This window comes from uncultured Bradyrhizobium sp. (genome assembly GCF_936928535.1).
In the GTDB taxonomy this organism is placed as follows: domain Bacteria; phylum Pseudomonadota; class Alphaproteobacteria; order Rhizobiales; family Xanthobacteraceae; genus Bradyrhizobium.
Map to the genome: position 1 here is coordinate 96,422 of NZ_CAKZHY010000168.1, position 16,770 is coordinate 113,191.

General features: G+C 62.6%; 16 protein-coding genes. 9 read left to right on the forward strand and 7 right to left on the reverse strand.

Annotation, left to right across the window (positions count from 1 at the left end):
- The first annotated feature begins 271 nt into the window (after nt 1-271).
- From Q0687_RS32210 to Q0687_RS32225, 4 genes are all read left to right on the forward strand, one after another.
- Complete coding sequence (locus Q0687_RS32210) at nt 272-1,012, forward strand: GntR family transcriptional regulator (RefSeq protein WP_298885830.1); 741 nt, start codon at nt 272-274, stop codon at nt 1,010-1,012.
- Between the two features lie 55 nt (nt 1,013-1,067).
- The gene (locus Q0687_RS32215) at nt 1,068-2,072 is read left to right on the forward strand and encodes a TRAP transporter substrate-binding protein (RefSeq protein WP_298885832.1); all 1,005 of its coding nucleotides are present in this window, start codon (nt 1,068-1,070) and stop codon (nt 2,070-2,072) included.
- Between the two features lie 88 nt (nt 2,073-2,160).
- Nucleotides 2,161-2,676 (forward strand): TRAP transporter small permease, encoded by a 516-nt coding sequence (locus Q0687_RS32220; RefSeq protein WP_298885834.1) that lies wholly within the window; start codon nt 2,161-2,163, stop codon nt 2,674-2,676.
- Between the two features lie 16 nt (nt 2,677-2,692).
- Entirely contained in the window at nt 2,693-3,982 is a 1,290-nt protein-coding gene (locus Q0687_RS32225) for a TRAP transporter large permease (protein ID WP_298885835.1), read from the forward strand.
- A 37-nt stretch (nt 3,983-4,019) separates the two neighbouring features.
- Here Q0687_RS32225 and Q0687_RS32230 read toward each other — a convergent pair whose 3' ends face one another.
- Nucleotides 4,020-4,748, reverse strand: a complete 729-nt coding sequence (locus tag Q0687_RS32230) for a Crp/Fnr family transcriptional regulator (protein ID WP_128950661.1) — start codon at nt 4,746-4,748, stop codon at nt 4,020-4,022.
- 484 nt (nt 4,749-5,232) lie between these two features.
- Complete coding sequence (locus Q0687_RS32235) at nt 5,233-5,946, reverse strand: helix-turn-helix domain-containing protein (RefSeq protein ID WP_363324032.1); 714 nt, start codon at nt 5,944-5,946, stop codon at nt 5,233-5,235.
- Nucleotides 5,947-6,102: 156 nt separating this feature from the next.
- Between Q0687_RS32235 and Q0687_RS32240 the strand changes: the two genes are divergently transcribed.
- On the forward strand, nt 6,103-6,420 hold the full coding sequence (locus Q0687_RS32240; protein WP_298885837.1) for a c-type cytochrome: 318 nt from the start codon (nt 6,103-6,105) through the stop codon (nt 6,418-6,420).
- 12 nt (nt 6,421-6,432) lie between these two features.
- Here Q0687_RS32240 and Q0687_RS32245 read toward each other — a convergent pair whose 3' ends face one another.
- From Q0687_RS32245 to Q0687_RS32255, 3 genes are read right to left on the reverse strand one after another with little or no spacing between them, the layout of a single operon-like run.
- Nucleotides 6,433-7,536, reverse strand: coding sequence for an MlaD family protein (locus Q0687_RS32245; protein ID WP_298885839.1), 1,104 nt, complete (start codon nt 7,534-7,536; stop codon nt 6,433-6,435).
- A 3-nt stretch (nt 7,537-7,539) separates the two neighbouring features.
- Complete coding sequence (locus Q0687_RS32250) at nt 7,540-8,310, reverse strand: ABC transporter ATP-binding protein (RefSeq protein WP_298885841.1); 771 nt, start codon at nt 8,308-8,310, stop codon at nt 7,540-7,542.
- Nucleotides 8,311-8,312: 2 nt separating this feature from the next.
- Complete coding sequence (locus Q0687_RS32255; RefSeq protein WP_298885843.1) at nt 8,313-9,449, reverse strand: ABC transporter permease; 1,137 nt, start codon at nt 9,447-9,449, stop codon at nt 8,313-8,315.
- 175 nt (nt 9,450-9,624) lie between these two features.
- Between Q0687_RS32255 and Q0687_RS32260 the strand changes: the two genes are divergently transcribed.
- Nucleotides 9,625-9,900 carry a hypothetical protein gene (locus tag Q0687_RS32260; protein WP_298885845.1) on the forward strand — a complete coding sequence of 92 codons (276 nt, stop codon included), beginning with the start codon at nt 9,625-9,627 and terminating at the stop codon, nt 9,898-9,900.
- Nucleotides 9,901-10,389 carry a phage holin family protein gene (locus tag Q0687_RS32265; RefSeq protein WP_298885847.1) on the forward strand — a complete coding sequence of 163 codons (489 nt, stop codon included), beginning with the start codon at nt 9,901-9,903 and terminating at the stop codon, nt 10,387-10,389.
- Between the two features lie 9 nt (nt 10,390-10,398).
- Here Q0687_RS32265 and Q0687_RS32270 read toward each other — a convergent pair whose 3' ends face one another.
- Together Q0687_RS32270 and Q0687_RS32275 are read right to left on the reverse strand one after the other, a co-directional pair.
- Entirely contained in the window at nt 10,399-13,089 is a 2,691-nt protein-coding gene (locus tag Q0687_RS32270; RefSeq protein ID WP_298885849.1) for a bifunctional acetate--CoA ligase family protein/GNAT family N-acetyltransferase, read from the reverse strand.
- A 72-nt stretch (nt 13,090-13,161) separates the two neighbouring features.
- Entirely contained in the window at nt 13,162-14,001 is an 840-nt protein-coding gene (locus tag Q0687_RS32275) for a universal stress protein (RefSeq protein WP_298885851.1), read from the reverse strand.
- 196 nt (nt 14,002-14,197) lie between these two features.
- On the opposite strand from Q0687_RS32275, the gene Q0687_RS32280 reads away from it, so the two are divergent.
- Both Q0687_RS32280 and Q0687_RS32285 read left to right on the forward strand, forming a co-directional pair.
- Nucleotides 14,198-15,721: a bifunctional aminoglycoside phosphotransferase/ATP-binding protein gene (locus Q0687_RS32280; RefSeq protein WP_298885854.1), complete on the forward strand. Its 1,524-nt coding sequence runs from the start codon at nt 14,198-14,200 to the stop codon at nt 15,719-15,721.
- A 25-nt stretch (nt 15,722-15,746) separates the two neighbouring features.
- Nucleotides 15,747-16,721: a CHAD domain-containing protein gene (locus Q0687_RS32285; RefSeq protein ID WP_298885856.1), complete on the forward strand. Its 975-nt coding sequence runs from the start codon at nt 15,747-15,749 to the stop codon at nt 16,719-16,721.
- Nucleotides 16,722-16,770: the final 49 nt, after the last annotated feature.

Sequence of the window (16,770 nt, forward strand, 5' to 3'; positions counted from 1 at the left end):
ATCAATCCAAAAACGGCATCGATCGATGCTCGCTTCAACTTGGACTCCGCGCTCCGCCCGCCCTTAGGAAGGCCAACAGGGAAATGGATTCAAGGAGGGGCGCTTGAGCGCGGACAGATCCGTCATGGTCGCCAGACAATTCTCGCGCTCGGTTTTCGGCTTGAGGAAGCCGCATCATGCTGCAACGCAGCAGCGATGCCCCCTCCTAATCTCCTAGTTGATCTTCGTGCAGATCACCTCGTATACTAATATATCAATTTACAGAGCACGCATGCCCGCTCGCCCGACGAAGAAAGCTGAGGCCCCGGCTTCAGCCATCACTGGTCCTCGCCGCGGTAGGCCACCGCAGCGGGCGACGGCTTCGTCGCGCATCTACAACGAGCTGCGCAGCGAATTGGTCACGATGCGACGCCGGCCGGGCGAAGCGATTTCGGAGTCCGAGATCGCGATCAACTATGGCGTCAGCCGCACGCCGGTGCGCGAAGCGATCCTCAAGCTCTCCGACGAGGGCCTGCTCGACGTTTTCCCGCAGTCAGGCATCTTCGTATCGCGCATCCCGCTCGCCGCGCTGCCTGAAGCCATCATCATCCGCAAGGCTCTGGAAGAGACGACGGCACGGCTCGCGGCCGAACGTGCGACGACGAGCCAGGTTCTGCAATTGCGCTCGATCGTGGAACGTCAGCGCGAGGCGGATGAGGCCGGAGACCGTGCCGCATTTCACCGGGCCGACGAGCTATTCCACGCCACCATCGCCGATGTCGCCAGACATCCCGGAATCTGGACGCTGATCCTGCATGTGAAGGTGCATGTCGATCGCTATCGTCAACTGACGCTGCCCGTCACCGGCCGCATGACGCAGGTGATTGCCGAGCATGAGCCGATCCTCGCGGCGATCGAGGCGCGCGATCCGCAACGTGCGGGGATTGCGATGGAGCGGCATCTCGACCGGCTGCTCCGCGACATCTCGGAGACGCAACATACCAATCCGGAGTTTTTCGCCAGCACGGAATGACCGTATCTCCGGTCGACGACGACACACACCAAAGAAGTAATGAGGGAGGACTACCATGAGACGCCGTGATTTCATCAAATTGAGTGCAGGACTCGGAGCCGGACTTGGAGCTGCCACGCTTGCTCCAATCTCGTCTAGCCGCGCCCAGACCAAGGCCGTGTTCAAGGCCGCCGACGTGCAGCCGGTCGGCTATCCGACCGTTGCCGCCGTCGAGAGCATGGGCAAGAAGCTCGCCGAAGCGACGAAAGGGCGGCTCTCGATCCAGACCTATCCCTCCGCGCAACTCGGCGCCGAGAAGGAGACGATCGAGCAAACACAGATCGGCGCGATCCAGATGCTGCGCGTCAGTGCCGGCGCGGTTGGCCCGATCGTCGACGACATCAACGTCGTCAACATGCCGTTCTTGTTCAAGAACGTGGCCCAATCCTGGAAGATGATGGACGGCGACGTCGGCCAGGAGCTGCTCGACAAGATCACGACGAGCCCGAACGCCAATCTGGTCGGTCTGTGCTGGATGGATTCCGGAGCCCGCAGCTTCTATAACACCAAACATCCGATCAAATCGATCGCCGACATTCACGGTCTGAAGCTTCGCGTGATCGGCAACCCGATCTTCATCGACATGGTCAACGCCCTTGGCGGCAACGGCATCGCGATGGGCTACGACCAGGTGTTCTCATCGCTCCAGACCGGCGTGATCGACGGCGCCGAGAACAACCCGCCCAGCTACGTGTTCAGCAACCATTACACCGCGGCGAAATACTACTCGCTGACCGAGCACCTGATCATTCCCGAGATCCTCTGCTTCTCCAAGCGGTCCTGGACCGCGCTGTCGGCCGACGACCAGGCGCTGATCAAGAAGTTCGCGCGCGAGGCCCAGCTCGAGGAACGCGAGCTCTGGAAGAAATATGAGACGACCGCGATGGAGAAGGCCAAGGCCGCCGGCTGCGAGATCGTGGAGATCGCCGACAAGAAGCCATTCCAGGATGCGGTCAAGCCGGTCTGGGACAAGTATGGTCCGAAATACCAGGCCATGATCCAGCGCATCCAGGCGCTCTGAGCCTTCTCAAACAAGAGCCAAAGCGCGGCGATCACTCATCGCGCTTTGGCCTTCGCAATCCGAACCACCGATAGAGCAGGAAACGAGGATGGCCGCACTGTTTCGCCGAGCGATGGACTTTCTCTACCTGCTGTGCGTGGTCGTCGGCTGCATCGCACTGGTGCTGATCTCCGCGGTGATCCCGTGGGCGGTGTTCACGCGTTACGTGCTCAACAGCGCGGCGTCATGGCCGGAGCCAATGGCGGTGCTGCTGACGATCGTGCTGACCTTCATCGGCGCCGCTGCGGGCTACCGGCTCAACCTGCACATGAGCGTCAACTACTTCGCCAAGAAGCTGCCTCCGCTGCTGCAACGGGCGACGGACATTCTGGTCCAACTGCTGATGGCGCTGATCGCACTGTTCATGGTGATCTGGGGGGAGAGCCTGGTCGAGGTCACCTGGCACAACAGCATCGCCGACTTCCCCTCGCTGTCGGTCGGCGTCACCTATCTGCCGATTCCAATCGGCGGCGGCTGTCTGCTCCTGTTCGTGATCGAGCGGATTTTCCTCGGCCTGCCGCCCGACCCGATCGGCAAACACTCCGAAACCGCCCCCTTCGAGTGAGCCGGGAGATATCACCATGGACATCTTTATCCTCCTCGGCACGATGATCGTGTGCTTCCTGATCGGCATGCCGATCGCCTATTCGCTGGCGATGGCGGCAATCGCCGGCGCGCTGTCGGTCGGCATTCCCCTGGAAGCCCTGATGCTGAAGATTTCGGACGGCGTCAGCAAGGTTGCAATGCTGACGATCCCGTTCTTCGTGCTCGCCGGCGCCATCATGGCCGAAGGCGGCATGGCGCGGCGGCTGGTTGCCTTTGCCGACGTGCTGGTCGGCCTGACGCGCCTGCGCGGCGGCCTGTCCATCGTCAACGTGCTGGCGACCACCTTCCTCAGCGGCATCTCCGGCTCGGCCGTGGCCGATACGTCGGCGATTGGTTCGGTGATGATCCCGCAGATGGAGAAGAACGGCTACCCGCGCGTCTTCGCCACCAACCTCACGATCTCCTCCTCGGTGCAAGCGCTGCTGGTGCCGCCGAGCCACAATGCCGTGCTCTATTCGCTTGCTACCGGCGGCACGATCTCGATCAGCGCACTGTTCATGGCGGGCGTTTTTCCCGGCCTCCTGATCGGCTTCTCACTGATCATGCTGTGCCTGGTGATTGCCTATCGTGAAGGCCACCCGCAGGGCCGTGTCGTGCCAGCCAAGGATGCCGTCAAGATCACGATCGATGCGGCCTGGGGCCTGATCACGCTCGTCATCATCCTCGGTGGCATTCTGGGCGGCATCTTCACCGCGATCGAAGCCGGCGCGGTCGCCTGCATCTGGGCGTTCTTCGTCACCATGTTCGTCTACCGCGACTACAAATGGCGCGACCTGCCGGTGTTGCTACACCGGACCTTGCGCACCGTTGCGATGGTGATGACGCTGATCGCCTGCGCTTCCGCCGTCGGCTACATCATGGCGCTGACGCAGATGCCGGCGAAGATGACAGCGTTCTTCCTGTCGATCTCCAGCAACAAATACGTCATCCTGTTGCTGCTCAACGTCCTCTTGCTGCTGCTGGGCACGCTGCTCGACATGGCGCCGTCGATCCTCATCGCCACGCCGATCCTGCTGCCGGTGATGCAAAACTTCGGCGTCGATCCCGTGCACTTCGGCATGATCATGCTGCTCAATCTCGGCATCGGCCTGTGCCATCCGCCGGTCGGCGCGATCCTGTTCGTCGGCTGCGCCGTCGGCAAGGTCTCGCTCGAAGAGGTCATGCGCAAGATCTGGCCGTTCTACGGCGTCATGCTGTTCGTGCTGATGCTCGTCACCTACCTGCCTGAGATCTCACTCTGGTTGCCGCGTCACATCCTGCACTGAGCTGCTCGCGCCTCGCGTCACTCGACGGACGGGAAAATCACTCGCCGTCGAGGCCGCTCTCGGCAAGCTCGCGCAGCGCATCGGTGTCGAGCACGACGATGGCACCGTGCTCGAGGCGCACCCAGTTGCGACCGGCCCACGCCCGCAATTGCTTGTTGATGCTCTCGCGCGTCATCCCCACCATTTCGCTGATCTCTTGCTGGGTGATCGCAAGGGTGCCGCTGCCGGAATCGAACTTGCGCTCCTCGGTGAGGCCAAGCAATGCGCTCGCGAGCCGGCCCGGCAGATTCTGCAAGATCACCTGCTCGACCTGTTGACTGGTCCAGCGCAGCCGCGCGCAGAGCAATTCGATGAACTTCATCGCCAGCGCCGGTTGACTCTTCACGAACGGGAGGAAGTCGCGGCGGTCGATGATATAGAGCTCGCAATTGGTATTGGCAGTCGCATCGGCCGACCGTGGCGCACCATCGAGTACCGCGATCTCACCGAAAATCTCCCCGGGACCGATCAGATTGAGAATGGCGTTCCGGCCATCGGGGGACGAGGAGGAAATTTTCACCGTTCCCGTGATCACCGCGAACAGATTGTTTCCGGGGTCGCCCTTGGCGGCGATCGTCGCTCCGCGCTTGACCGTGGTGTGCTTGGCGTAGCGGCAGAGTTGATCGAGCGCGTCCGGCTCCAGATCTGCGAAGATCGGATGCTTGCGCAGGACCAACAGTTTGTTACCCGACGACTGCCGGGGGTCGCCGGTCTTGTCCTGAGGCACGCCGGGACTCCTGAGACTGCGAGCGCTGGAGTTCCTGCGTAGTCAGTGTTGCCCGTCTTTTCAACCGGAAAGCACGGGACAGTTTGAGGCAACTGCCGTTAAAATGCCGCGATGACGCCACCAATACGCACCCGCAGGATGCGTTTGCGTCATTCAGACCATGCAGAGTTGCAGAGAAAGCAGATCGCGCTTGCGCATGGGCACGGCGGAATTGGTCCACGGCCGCCGTGGAAAGCGCGTCAGGATGATCCCGGGAACTTTAGCGCTTCGTATCCGAACCGAGCCCGCGAGCACTGGTCTGTCGGTCTGCCCAAGCCAACGCCAAGCCAAATGCGACGAAGACGGCCACTACGGCCACGGTCACCAACAGCGCGTCAGTCGGCATCATACCCTCCCGGACTTTATTGTGAGGGCATTATTGGCGCGGCGCGACTACCGTCATTGATCCGGATCAAAATCAGCGAAGGCCCGGCAAGGCCGGGCTTCAGGCCGCGGCCAAGGCCTCGACGCGGGCGGGGTCGCGCAAGCTGATTCCGCCATGGATGATCTCGATCGCACCGTGCCGTTCCAGCTTGGTGAAGGTGCGGCTGACGGTTTCGATCGTCAGGCCAAGATAATCCGCAATGTCCTGCCGGCTCATCGGCAAGGGGACCGTATTCGACGAGCCCTTGAGCGCGAACAGTCGCTCCCGCCAGGCGAGCAGAAAGGTCGCGACTTTTTCATCCGCCGAGCGACGGCCGAGCAGAACCATGTGGTCGCGTGCCTGGCTCAGCTCCCGAATTGCCAGCTCGTTGATCCGCTTCAGCAGATGCGGACGGTCCTCCATGAAGCGGCCGAACGGTGCCTTGGCGAATTGGCACACGGTCACGGCACCAATCGCATCGGCCGAAAAATTGTGGCGGCCGGACGTATTCATCCCCAGAAAATCACCGGGCAGGGCAAAGCCCACGATCTGCCGGCGACCGTCAGGCAGCAGCTTGTAGAGCCGCATCACGCCTTCAAGGAGATTGTAGAACGAGGTCGTGATATCCTCTTCGGAAAACACCGTTTCTCCCGCTCCGAAATGAACGCGGCGCCCGAGATGCTCGAACTCCCTGAGCTCGGACGGGTCCAGCGACGCACAAACCGCGATACCGCGGACCGCGCAGTCGCTGCAAAGATGACCGTTTGGTTCAATCATCGTCACGGAAGCCTTCATCCACTGCTCCAAGCGTCACCGAATTCAGAACCTGACAGAGGTTCACCACACGTTAGGTGCATTTTACTGCAACCCGCCAAAGCCGATTGACCCAGATCAAATTTGACGCCCATCCCCGCCCTATTCTGCGCCGAGAGTTTAACGGGACCAATTTTCATGCTGCACACCGCGCTGCGCCGCGGCCTGATCGGGCTGCTCCTGGTCACTCCCGCGCTCGCCGCACCGACAGCCGAGCAACGCGGCAGGGCCTATGCGCGCGCCAATTGCGCGCGCTGCCATGCGATCGACCGTCGTTCCGAAAGCCCGCTCAAGATCGCTCCGCCGTTCAGGACCTTGCACCAGCGCTACGCGATCGATTCGCTCGAGGAGGCCCTCGCCGAAGGTATCTATACCGGCCACGCCGACATGCCCGCTTTCGAGCTCGAGCCCGACCAGATCCATGACCTTCTGTCCTATCTCAAGACGCTCGAGTAGCTTCAGGAGCAATCACACCGCCTGCACCGTCCAGCCGATCAGCTCCCTGGCGATGCGCGCAAAAGCTGCGTCGAACGCCGCAACCGCGGCAGCCGGCTCGATCTTATCGAGCTTCTCGGTGCTCTCGACCATGCGTGATGCGATCACCTTGCCATTCTTGTCGACGATCCGTGCCGACAGTCCGATCTCGACCCGCGGCTCGCCCTCCGTGGCAATGCGGAAATGCCTGATGTCGATCAGAAGCTGATATTCCGCCTGCCCCAAATCTGTCGCGCGCAACGGAGCGTGCGCGATATCGTAATTCTCGAAACTATCGATCAGCCGCGCCTGCACGAGCTTTGGAATGCTGTCCGCCCACAGGAAATCGGCAAAGCCCTTGATATCGCCAACCGGCGAGAACAGCATACGCTGCGTCTGGAGCATCGCGACGGCGGTCGGCTCGGGAATGGCCAGCGATGCCGTGAGTGTCTTGCCGACCCGTCCGAGATCTTGCGGCGTGCGGAGATCATAGGTGATCTTCTGTGCAGGCGCGCCGCCACCAGTCATTTTTTCGAGGCCCGCCAGGATGCCGTCAATCTTGTCCGTGTTGCGCGCAAGGCCATCTGAGAACGTCTTGAAATTGGCGATGGTGTCCTTGAGGGGGCCGGAATTGTCCTCAAGCACGGAATCGACGCGTCGCAGCGCGTCGCGCGCCGCCTGGGTCATGCTCTGACCTGCGCCCGCCTCGGCGATCAAGGTCAGGGATTCACCCGACTTCGCGACGATCATTCCGCCCTCGAGGGTCACCACCGGCACACCCGTCAGTCCCTGAAAATCAAGCCCGACCTTGGTGTCGCTGCGCACCGGCGTTGCCGAAGCGACCGAGATCGTCGCGCTCACGAAGCGCGGGTTGTCGGGCGCAAGGCCGAGCTGCGTCACTTCACCGACGCGGATGCCGTTGAACAGCACGCCGGCGCCGACCAGAAGACCTGGCACCGGCCCCTGGAACTGCACATGGTAATTCGTGCGCGGTCCGATGCCACCGCTGTTGTTCAGCCAATAGACGAAGCCGAATACCGCAAGGATCGCGGCCAGCACGAAGGTGCCGATCAGCACGTAGGGAGCGCGGGTTTCCATGTCTCATCTCATCTGTAATTGCAGCATCTGCGAGCGCTTGCCGTGGAAATAGGCCCGCACCCAGGGATGCTCGGACTGCAGCAGGTCGCGCATCGGGCCGATCGTCACGATCTTGCCGTCGGCAAGCGCGGCGACGCGGTCGCAGACCGTGGTGAGGCTTGCAAGATCGTGGGTCACCATGAAGACGGTGAGCCCCAGGGTCTTTTGCAACGTCCGGATCAACGCATCGAAATCGCCGGCGGCGATCGGGTCGAGGCCAGACGTCGGCTCGTCGAGGAAGAGGATTGGTGGATCGAGCGCGAGCGCGCGCGCCAGCGCCACGCGCTTGGTCATTCCGCCCGACAGCTCGGACGGATACTTGTCGCCGTCCTGCGCGCGCAGTCCAACCATCTCGAGCTTGGCGATCGCGATCTCGTCCATCAACTCCTGCGACAACACGAGATTTTCGCGAAGCGGAAATTGGACGTTCTGCCTGACGGTCAGCGAAGAGAACAGCGCACCCTGCTGGAACAGGATGCCCCATGTCGCTGCGCGACTGCGATCATGCGCGCCGCCAATCACCTGTCCCATGACTTCGATGGTGCCGCTACGACGCGGGATAAGACCGATGATAGTACGCATCAGCACCGACTTGCCGCCTCCAGATGCGCCCACCAGGCCAAGAATCTCGCCGCGGCGGACATCGAGTGATAGATGGTCGAGTACCGTCTGACGGCCGAAACCGACGACAAGGTCACGCACCCGGATCGCGAACTCTGCTTGTGGCTCGGGCATCGTCACATTCCGATCGACGCGAAGAAGATCGCGAACAGGCCGTCGAGCACGATGACCAGGAAGATCGACTTGACCACCGATGTGGTCGTCTGCCGACCAAGGGATTCCGCGCTACCCTTGACGCGCAATCCCTCGCTACAGGCAACGATCCCGATGACCAGAGCCATGAACGGCGCCTTCAGGATCCCGACCTCGAAATGGGTGACGGAAATGGCCTCATGCAGCCGCGCGATGTAGATCGCAGGACCCATGCCGCCGTAGAATTGTGCCACCAGACCGCCGCCATAGAGCGCGGCCATCGATCCGATGAAGGCGAGAATGGGCAGCGCGATGACGAGGGCAGCCACCCGCGGCAAGATCAGGACGTCGACGGGATCGAGCCCCATCGTCGACAGCGCGTCGATCTCTTCACGCATCTTCATCGAGCCAAGCTCGGCGGTATAAGCGCTTCCCGAACGCCCCGCGACCATGATGGCGACGATCAGCACGCCGAGTTCGCGCAAGACGAGGATGCCGACCATGTCGACTGTGTAGGACTCCGCGCCGAACCTGCGGAAATGAAAGAATCCCTGTTGGGCGATAATGGCGCCGATCAGGAAGGTGATCAGTACGACGATAGGAATCGCCTGCAACCCGATCCGGTTGAGCTGGTAGACCAGGGACGTCAACCGCAGCGTGCGGGGCCGCCGCAAGACGCCGGCCACCGCCATGAACAGCGCGCCCAGCATCTGTAGAAAGATCGTGATATCCTCACGGGCACCGATCGTGGCCTTGCCGAGGTCGTTCAGCCTGAGAAGGACCGGGTTGAGGGCGGCCGCTGGCGGCGGCGCCTGACGGTTGACCTGCCGCACTTCCTCCAGCAAGCCGCTGAAATGATCGGCCACGCCCACGATCTCGGCTGGTCTGCCGGATGATGCAGCCTTGCGCGACAGCTTCTCCAGGATCCAGGCGCCGAGCGTGTCGAGCGCGCTGATGCCCGACATGTCCAGCGTCACGGCTTTGGATCGATCGACGTCTGCGCCGACCGAGCGGGACAATGTCTCGAGAGTCGTCACATTCGCCGCGGTCCAGGGCCCTTCCGGGCGCAATTTCAGCACACCGCCAGACGGCGTCGCTAGCAATAGCGGTTCTGGATTCACGCTTCCACCTCATCGGGACGATTTGGTCCCCAATTCAGCTGTTATTTCTAGGCCGACATGTGGCGGAGGATTTGACCTGTCTCAAGATCGCGACCACACGCGCCGCTTGACGCAAATCAAGCGCCGACATACCGGCGCGACTTACGCTGTTTCATTCAATGGAGACATCAAATCCATGTTCGACAGCGACAGGATGAGCGAAGAACTGCGAACGTTGAAGGTGGACGTCGCCCGACTGCTGAGCACGGCCGGCGAGGAGATGTTCGAGAGTTCGAAGGACCGTGCCGAGATGCTCGCCGATCAGATCAAGGTGGCGCTGGCCGAACTCGGCGAAACCGTCGGCGAGGAACAAGAGCAACTCCATGGCCTCATCACGGAGCGCCCTGTAGCCTCGCTCGCTTCCGCCTTTGCGCTCGGTGTGGTCGTTGGCTTCATGCTGAGGAGGCATTAGGTGAATACCGAGAATGTGGTCAAGCATCTGCGCGTCCTGTGGCGCACCGACAGGATCATCGCAGATATCCGGCTGCGCCACCTGCTGGTCGGACTTGGACTGCGGGCCTTCGCAGCACTGATCGCCGCATTCGGTCTGCTGATGCTGGAGCTGTCGGCCTACTTCGCCCTTGTCCAGATCTGGAGTGCGATCGCCGCAGCGGCCGTCCTCGGAGCAATCAACTTTGCCATCGCTGCGGTGCTGTTCATCGTCGCCGGGCGCCCGCCGTCGGGCCGCGACATCGAGCTCGCCAATGAAATCCACGGCAGTTCAATCGAGGGGCTTCAAGTCGAAGCCCGAGCGTTTCAGACCCAATTGACGGGCGCGGTCAATCATCCGCTCAGCACGATCGTGCCGGTTCTGGTGCCGCTCATCGCGATCATCGTAAAGAACATGCGGAAGACCCCCAGAGAAAGCGCGGCGGACGTAACGCCCGAGGCGCGTCCGTAGCTACGCGCCTCAGAGCTTCAGCCGGACGTCGCAGATGTCCGGCTCGGCAGGGTCCGGCTTGATCTCGAAGCCGAGTTGTCGGCACATTTCGAGCATGACGGTGTTCTCCTTGAGCACGTCGCCCGAGATGGTCTTGAGGCCTTCCGATTTGGCATAGTCGATGATCAGCTGCATCAAAGCCCAGCCGAGCCCCCTGCCCTTGAGGTCGGACCGCAGCAGGATCGCGTATTCGCCTGTCTCGTAGATCGAGTCCGAGTGCAATCGCACCACTCCAACCATCTCGTTGCTGTCGTCGAACGCGATAAACGCCATGGCCCGCGCATAGTCGAGCTGGGTCAGGCGCGCGATGAACTCGTGGGTAAACTCCTTCATCGGCGCGAAGAATCGCAGGCGAAGATCGTGAGGCGTGACGTGACGCAGGAATTCGTGGATGGTCGGCTCGTCCTCGGGGCGCAGCGGACGCACCGAGATGTGCCAGTCATCCCTAAGCGTAAGGCGGCGCTCCCATTGCGACGGATAGGCACGGACGGCAAAATTTGCAGGCGCGGAGCCCGCGAATTTCCGCTGCGGCGGCCCCACGGCCACGCGAGCGTCGACGGCCGTCACGCCGGTTTCGTCGGCAAGCAGCGGGTTGATATCGAGCTCACGGATTTCGGGAACGTCTGCCACCATCTGCGCCAGCTTGACCAGGACCAGAGCGACGGCGTCCTGCTTGACGGCCGGCACGTCCCGGTAGGCGCGCAGCAATCGCGACACGCGCGTGCGCTCAATCAGATCACGGGCAAGCTGCAAATCAAGCGGCGGCAGCGCCAAAGCCTTGTCATTGATGATCTCCACCGCCGTCCCACCGCGGCCGAACACGACGACGGTGCCGAAAGTTGGATCATCGGCGAGACCCAGGATCAACTCGCGCGCCTTGGCCTTGACGACCATTGCCTGCACAATGATGCCATCAATGCGGGCCTCTGGTCGCAATGTCTTCGCCCGCGCGAGGATATCGGCGGCGGCCGCGCGCACCGCGGCTGGCGTCGTCAGGTTGAGCACGACACCGCCGACGTCGGACTTGTGCAGGATGTCGCGCGACATGATCTTGAGCACGACGGTGGCGCCTCGCGCGAATATCTCATCCGCGTAGCCGACCGCCTGCTCGACATTTTCTGCCGCATAGGTCGGCACCATGGCGATGTCATAGCAGCCAAGCAGATGCTTGATCTCGACAGGCTCCAGCCATTTGCGGCCGTCGGAGATGGCCGTCATGACAATCTGCTTCGCAGCCGCGACGTCGGGTACGAAAGTGTCGGGCATCGCCGGCGGAACCTGGCTCAGCTCATCGACCACCTCGCGATGTCGGACCATATGCATGAAGCCACGCACCGCATCGTCTTCAGTCGGATAGTTCGGAATGCCGGCGGCGGACAGCGTCGTGATGATCTCCTGATCAGCCCCGACCCAGGCCGCAAGCACGGGCTTGGCCCAACTGCGGTGCTTCTCGCGATATTTTCCAACAAGCTCGGTCACGGTCGTCGCGATCTGGGCGGCCGATGCGATCGCGGTCTGCACGTTGAGCACCAGGACCGCGTCATTGCCGGGATCGTCGAGCAGCACCTCCAGTGCTGCAGCGTAACGCGGCGCATCGGCGTCCCCGACGATGTCGACGGGATTGGCGCCTGACCAGCACCGCGGCAGCACCGCGTCGAGCCTCTGGCGCGTCTGCGGTGTCATCGGCGCGGGAGTTCCGCCGAGGTCCGCAAGCCGATCGACTGCGAGGACACCAATGCCACCACCATTGGTCAGAATCGCAAGGCGCTTTCCCGCCGGCGAGCCGACCCGGCCCAGGGTTTCGGCACAATCGAACAGCTCGCGCAGATCGGATACCCGAACGACGCCAGCGCGGCGGAAGGCCGCATCATAGACTTCGTCGGCGCCGGCGAGCGCACCTGTGTGCGTGGCAGCCGCCTTCGCTCCCTGCGCCATGCGGCCGGATTTCACGACGACAACCGGCTTCACGCGCGCCGCGGCGCGCGCCGCCGACATGAATTTCCGCGCGTCCTTGATGGCCTCAATGTAAAGCAGGATCGCCCGCGTGTTGTGGTCCATCGCGAAATAGTCGAGCAGATCCGCGATGTCGACGTCGATCTGATCGCCGATCGTCACGACGCCCGAGAAGCCGACGCCACGTTGCGTGGCCCAGTCCACCATGCCGGCTGCGATCGCGCCCGATTGCGAGATCAGCGCGAGGCTGCCTGCAGCTGCCATGTGCGCCGCGAAACTCGCATTGAGGCTTGTGCCAGGCATCATGATGCCGAGACAGTTGGGGCCGATCAGCCGCATGCCGTATTTGCGGGCGGCGGCGGTTGAGGCCTCCTCAAGCGATCCCGGTCCGTGGCCGAGCCCTGCTGAAACGATCAGGGCGCCGGCCGAGCCACGACGGCCGGCTTGATCGATGATGTCGGGGATCTCACCTGCCGGCGCGGTGACGACGATGAGCTCAGGTACGAAGGACAGTTGCGCCAGGCTGCTCACTGCAGCCATGCCGTCGATCTCCGCATGGCGCGGGTTGACCAAGCCGAACGCCCCCTTGAACTCCGCCTTGCGAATGTTCTCCAGGACCGCACGCCCGACGGAGACCGGACGGGGGCTTGCGCCGACCAGCGCGACCGACCGGGGCGACAACAGGTTTTTCAGGCGGTAGGTCGACATGATTCACAATCGTCCGATCGGGCAACGGGTCCGACAGCTATGACGCTAACCCGGATATGGGTTGAATTGCACCTAGTACGACATCATCACCCAGCATGGTGGCTGGCCGATGACGGTCTTGGTCACGCCGCCCCAGACCGTCTCGTTCAGGCGCGAATGGTGATAGGCGCCCATCACGATGGCGTCGACGGCGTGAGCTTGTGCCCAGCTCCCAAGCACCTTGCCGATCGAGCTCCCGCTGGCCTTCACCGTTTCGAAGGAGGCATAGATCCCGTGTTCCCTGAGATGATGTACGAGACTGTCGCCGGATCGCGTAATCGCCTCGTCCTGATCATCTGCCACGGTGATGATGCGTACCACCGCGGCGGCTTGAAGGATCGGCAATGCGTCGCCGACCGCGCGAGCGGCGCGCGCCGAATGATCCCAGGCAATCATGACATTCTCGAATTCCGGCCGCAGTGTCGCCACGTGCTGCTCCGGACACAGCAGCAGCGGTCGGCCAGATTGGAACAGGAACGTTTCAACGATGTTTTCAGTTCGACTGTCGTGCGGCTTCACGGGGATCAAAGCGAGATCGCTGAACCGCGCATGCTCGGCCAGGGTCGATGCGATCTGGTCCGCCGGCACCCTACCCGATCGGCTTTGGGCGCGAATGCCGACACGCGAAGCCGCGTCGGTGAATGCATTCAAGAGCTGCTGCATCTCGGCCGCCTCGCGCACATGGCCGAGTTCGGCGGGCTCGGGATCATCGGGGTGCACCACTTTGGGCCGCACGAACGCATCGTCCTCGAGCGCGAGCCCGGTCATCCTGGCGCCGAGATCGGCGGCAACGGCGGCGCACTTCTCGATGGCAGCCAATGTGGGGGCACGCGGCTCGCCAAAGAGTGGCAGAAAGACGTCCTTGATGGGCATCGGATTCTCCTTGCCAGCCAAAATAGACCGCCCTTGCTCTGGCCGCTTGATCCTCCTCAATCCGGGAAAACTCGGGCTCCGCCAGCCGACGCCCAGCCTTGACGGAAGTCAAGGACTGGTCGCGGCCCCAGAGTAAGGGTTACCTTGGTTTGTGGCCGGACCGCTCGGGGCGCCTATCCGCATGATGCCGGCAGGAATGACAGACAATTCTGCGACCCAGCAACGGATTTTCTCGGCACTGGCCGCGCATGCCGGCGTGAAGCGGATCGACACGCATGCTGCTTCGGTCTTCCTCGACGGGGCACGCGCGCTGAAGATCAAGCGAGCGGTCAAGTTTCCGTTCCTGGATTACTCGACACTCGAAAAACGCAAGGCGGCCTGCGAAGAGGAGCTCCGGATCAACCGGCCGCATGCGCCACAGATTTATCATCGCGTCGTGGCCATCACGGAAGAGCCGGACGGTTCGGTGCAGGTCGAGGGCCGCGGCCAGCCGATCGAGTATGCCGTCCTCATGTCGCGTTTCGACGAGAACCGCACGCTGGACCATTTTGCGAAGGCCGGACACCTCGATGCGAAGGTTGCGTCGTCCATGGCCGATGCGATCGCGGCGTCGCATGCAGCAGCGACTTCCGCGGACGGCGAGGCATGGGTTTCCTCGATCCCCGACCTGATCGACGGCAACAGCAATGGCCTGCGCAGCGGCGATCATGTCCCAGCTGCGGAAATCATGCAGCTTGCACAAGCCTCGCACGCGACGTTCCAGCGCATTCGTCCGCTACTCGAAGAACGCGCCCGCAGGGGTTTCGTGCGCCGTTGCCACGGCGACCTGCATCTTGCGAATATCGTGTTGATCGAACAACAGCCTGTGCTGTTCGACGCCATCGAGTTCGACGCGAATATGGCGACGGTCGACGTGTTCTACGACCTCGCCTTCACGCTCATGGATCTGTTGGAGCACGGTCAGCCACTGGCGGCCAATGTTCTCCTGAACCGATATCTTGCCGCCACTTCGCCCGAAAACCTCGGTGCGCTCGGCGCGCTGCCACTTTTCATGTCCATTCGCGCGGCAATTCGCGCGCAAGTGGCGCTGGCGCGGCTGAAATCGTCACATCCCGACGATGCCGACATTCTTCACCAAGCAGGCCGCTATTTTGACCTGGCCTGGGCGCTGATCCAGCCACCCGCTCCTCGTCTGGTCGCCGTGGGCGGACTGTCGGGCACCGGCAAGACGGTTCTGGCGCGCGCGCTTGCGCCGACCGTGGCGCCACAGCCGGGCGCCGTCGTGTTCCGCAGCGATGTCATGCGCAAGCAACTTTTCGGGGTTGCAGACACTGACCGGCTACCGCCATCCGCCTACACGCCCGAGCTTGCCGAGCGGGTCTACGCGACCTTGGCGGAGCGTGCCCGCCAGGTATTGGCTCAAGGGCATTCGGTGATCCTTGACGGAGTGTTCGCCCGCGATTTCGAACGAGACGCATGCGACAAGCTCGCCCGCGAATGCCGCGTGCCTCTCACCGGCCTCTTCCTGGTCGCGGATCTTGCGACCCGGCAGGCCCGAATCGGCGACCGCCGGGACGATGCATCGGATGCCACGCAAGAGGTTGCCGCGTTGCAGGAGCACTATAATATTGGCCAAATTGGTTGGGCGGCCATCGATGCATCCGGAACACAAGCGCAAACGCTGCAGCGCTGCCAGGACGCGATCACTAAGAGCAGGTAAGGCAACCTAATTGGCGCGGGCTAGGATGGCGCGACCCACCAGGAGTTCGAAGGCGATCGCCGGTGCGAAACCGGCAGCGAGCCGCAACACGCTGCCCGGCCGCCTGAGCCCCGGCATGGCCTGCGACACGGCCTTCCGAATCATCGCACGCCGTCACCTCGCGGCCGTCCTTGCCCGGCATGACGGCACCTGCCGCGGCGATCCCGACGCGCTGCACGAGATTCGAATCGCGTTGACCCATTTGCGGACCGCGATTCGCTTCTTTTCGCCCATGGTCGATGATGCGCTGCGCCCCAAAGTCTGGGCCGAGTTGAAGTGGCTGAATAGCCAGCTTGGCATGGTACGCGACCTCGACGTCGCCATTGAACGCATCGTGGCCGAAACCGGCGGCGAGCTCGCTGTCATCGCCGAACTCCAGCACTGGGACGAGAAGCGCGCCGAAAGCCATCGCCTGCTGGCCCGTGCGCTCCAATCGGCACGATATCGTCGGCTGGTCGAACAGACCTCGAACTGGATCGAGAGCGGCCCCTGGTCGACCCGCCGTAGCAAAGTAGCCATCAGGTTACGCCGCTGTCCGCTCGCCGAGCACGCTACGGCACAGCTGGCGGGATGGGAAAAGACGCTGCTGAGGAAGTCCAAAAAGCTGCGCAAGCTCGACGTCGAGAGGCGGCACAAGCTGCGAATTCTCAACAAGCGGCTGACCTACTCGATAGAGTCGCTGGAAGATCTGTTCGCCGACAAGGCGCTGACGAAGCAGAAGTCGATCCTCAAGCAATTGCGCAAGGCGCAGAAGTCCCTCGGACAGCTGAACGACGATGCACGCGGCCAGACCCTCGCGGTGTCGTTGAACGAGGCGGTTCCCGAAGCCGGCATTCGCTTTCTCGACCGCAAGCGGGAGAAGAAACTGCTACAGGTCGCTTCGACCGCGTATCGCAAGCTCAACAAGGCCAAGCCCCTCCGCTCCTCCGATCTGGCGCCGGATCGGGAGCCGGAGGACTAGTCGGGCGTTTCCTTAGTTCGAATCATATCAGGCAGCCTCGGCGAGCTTG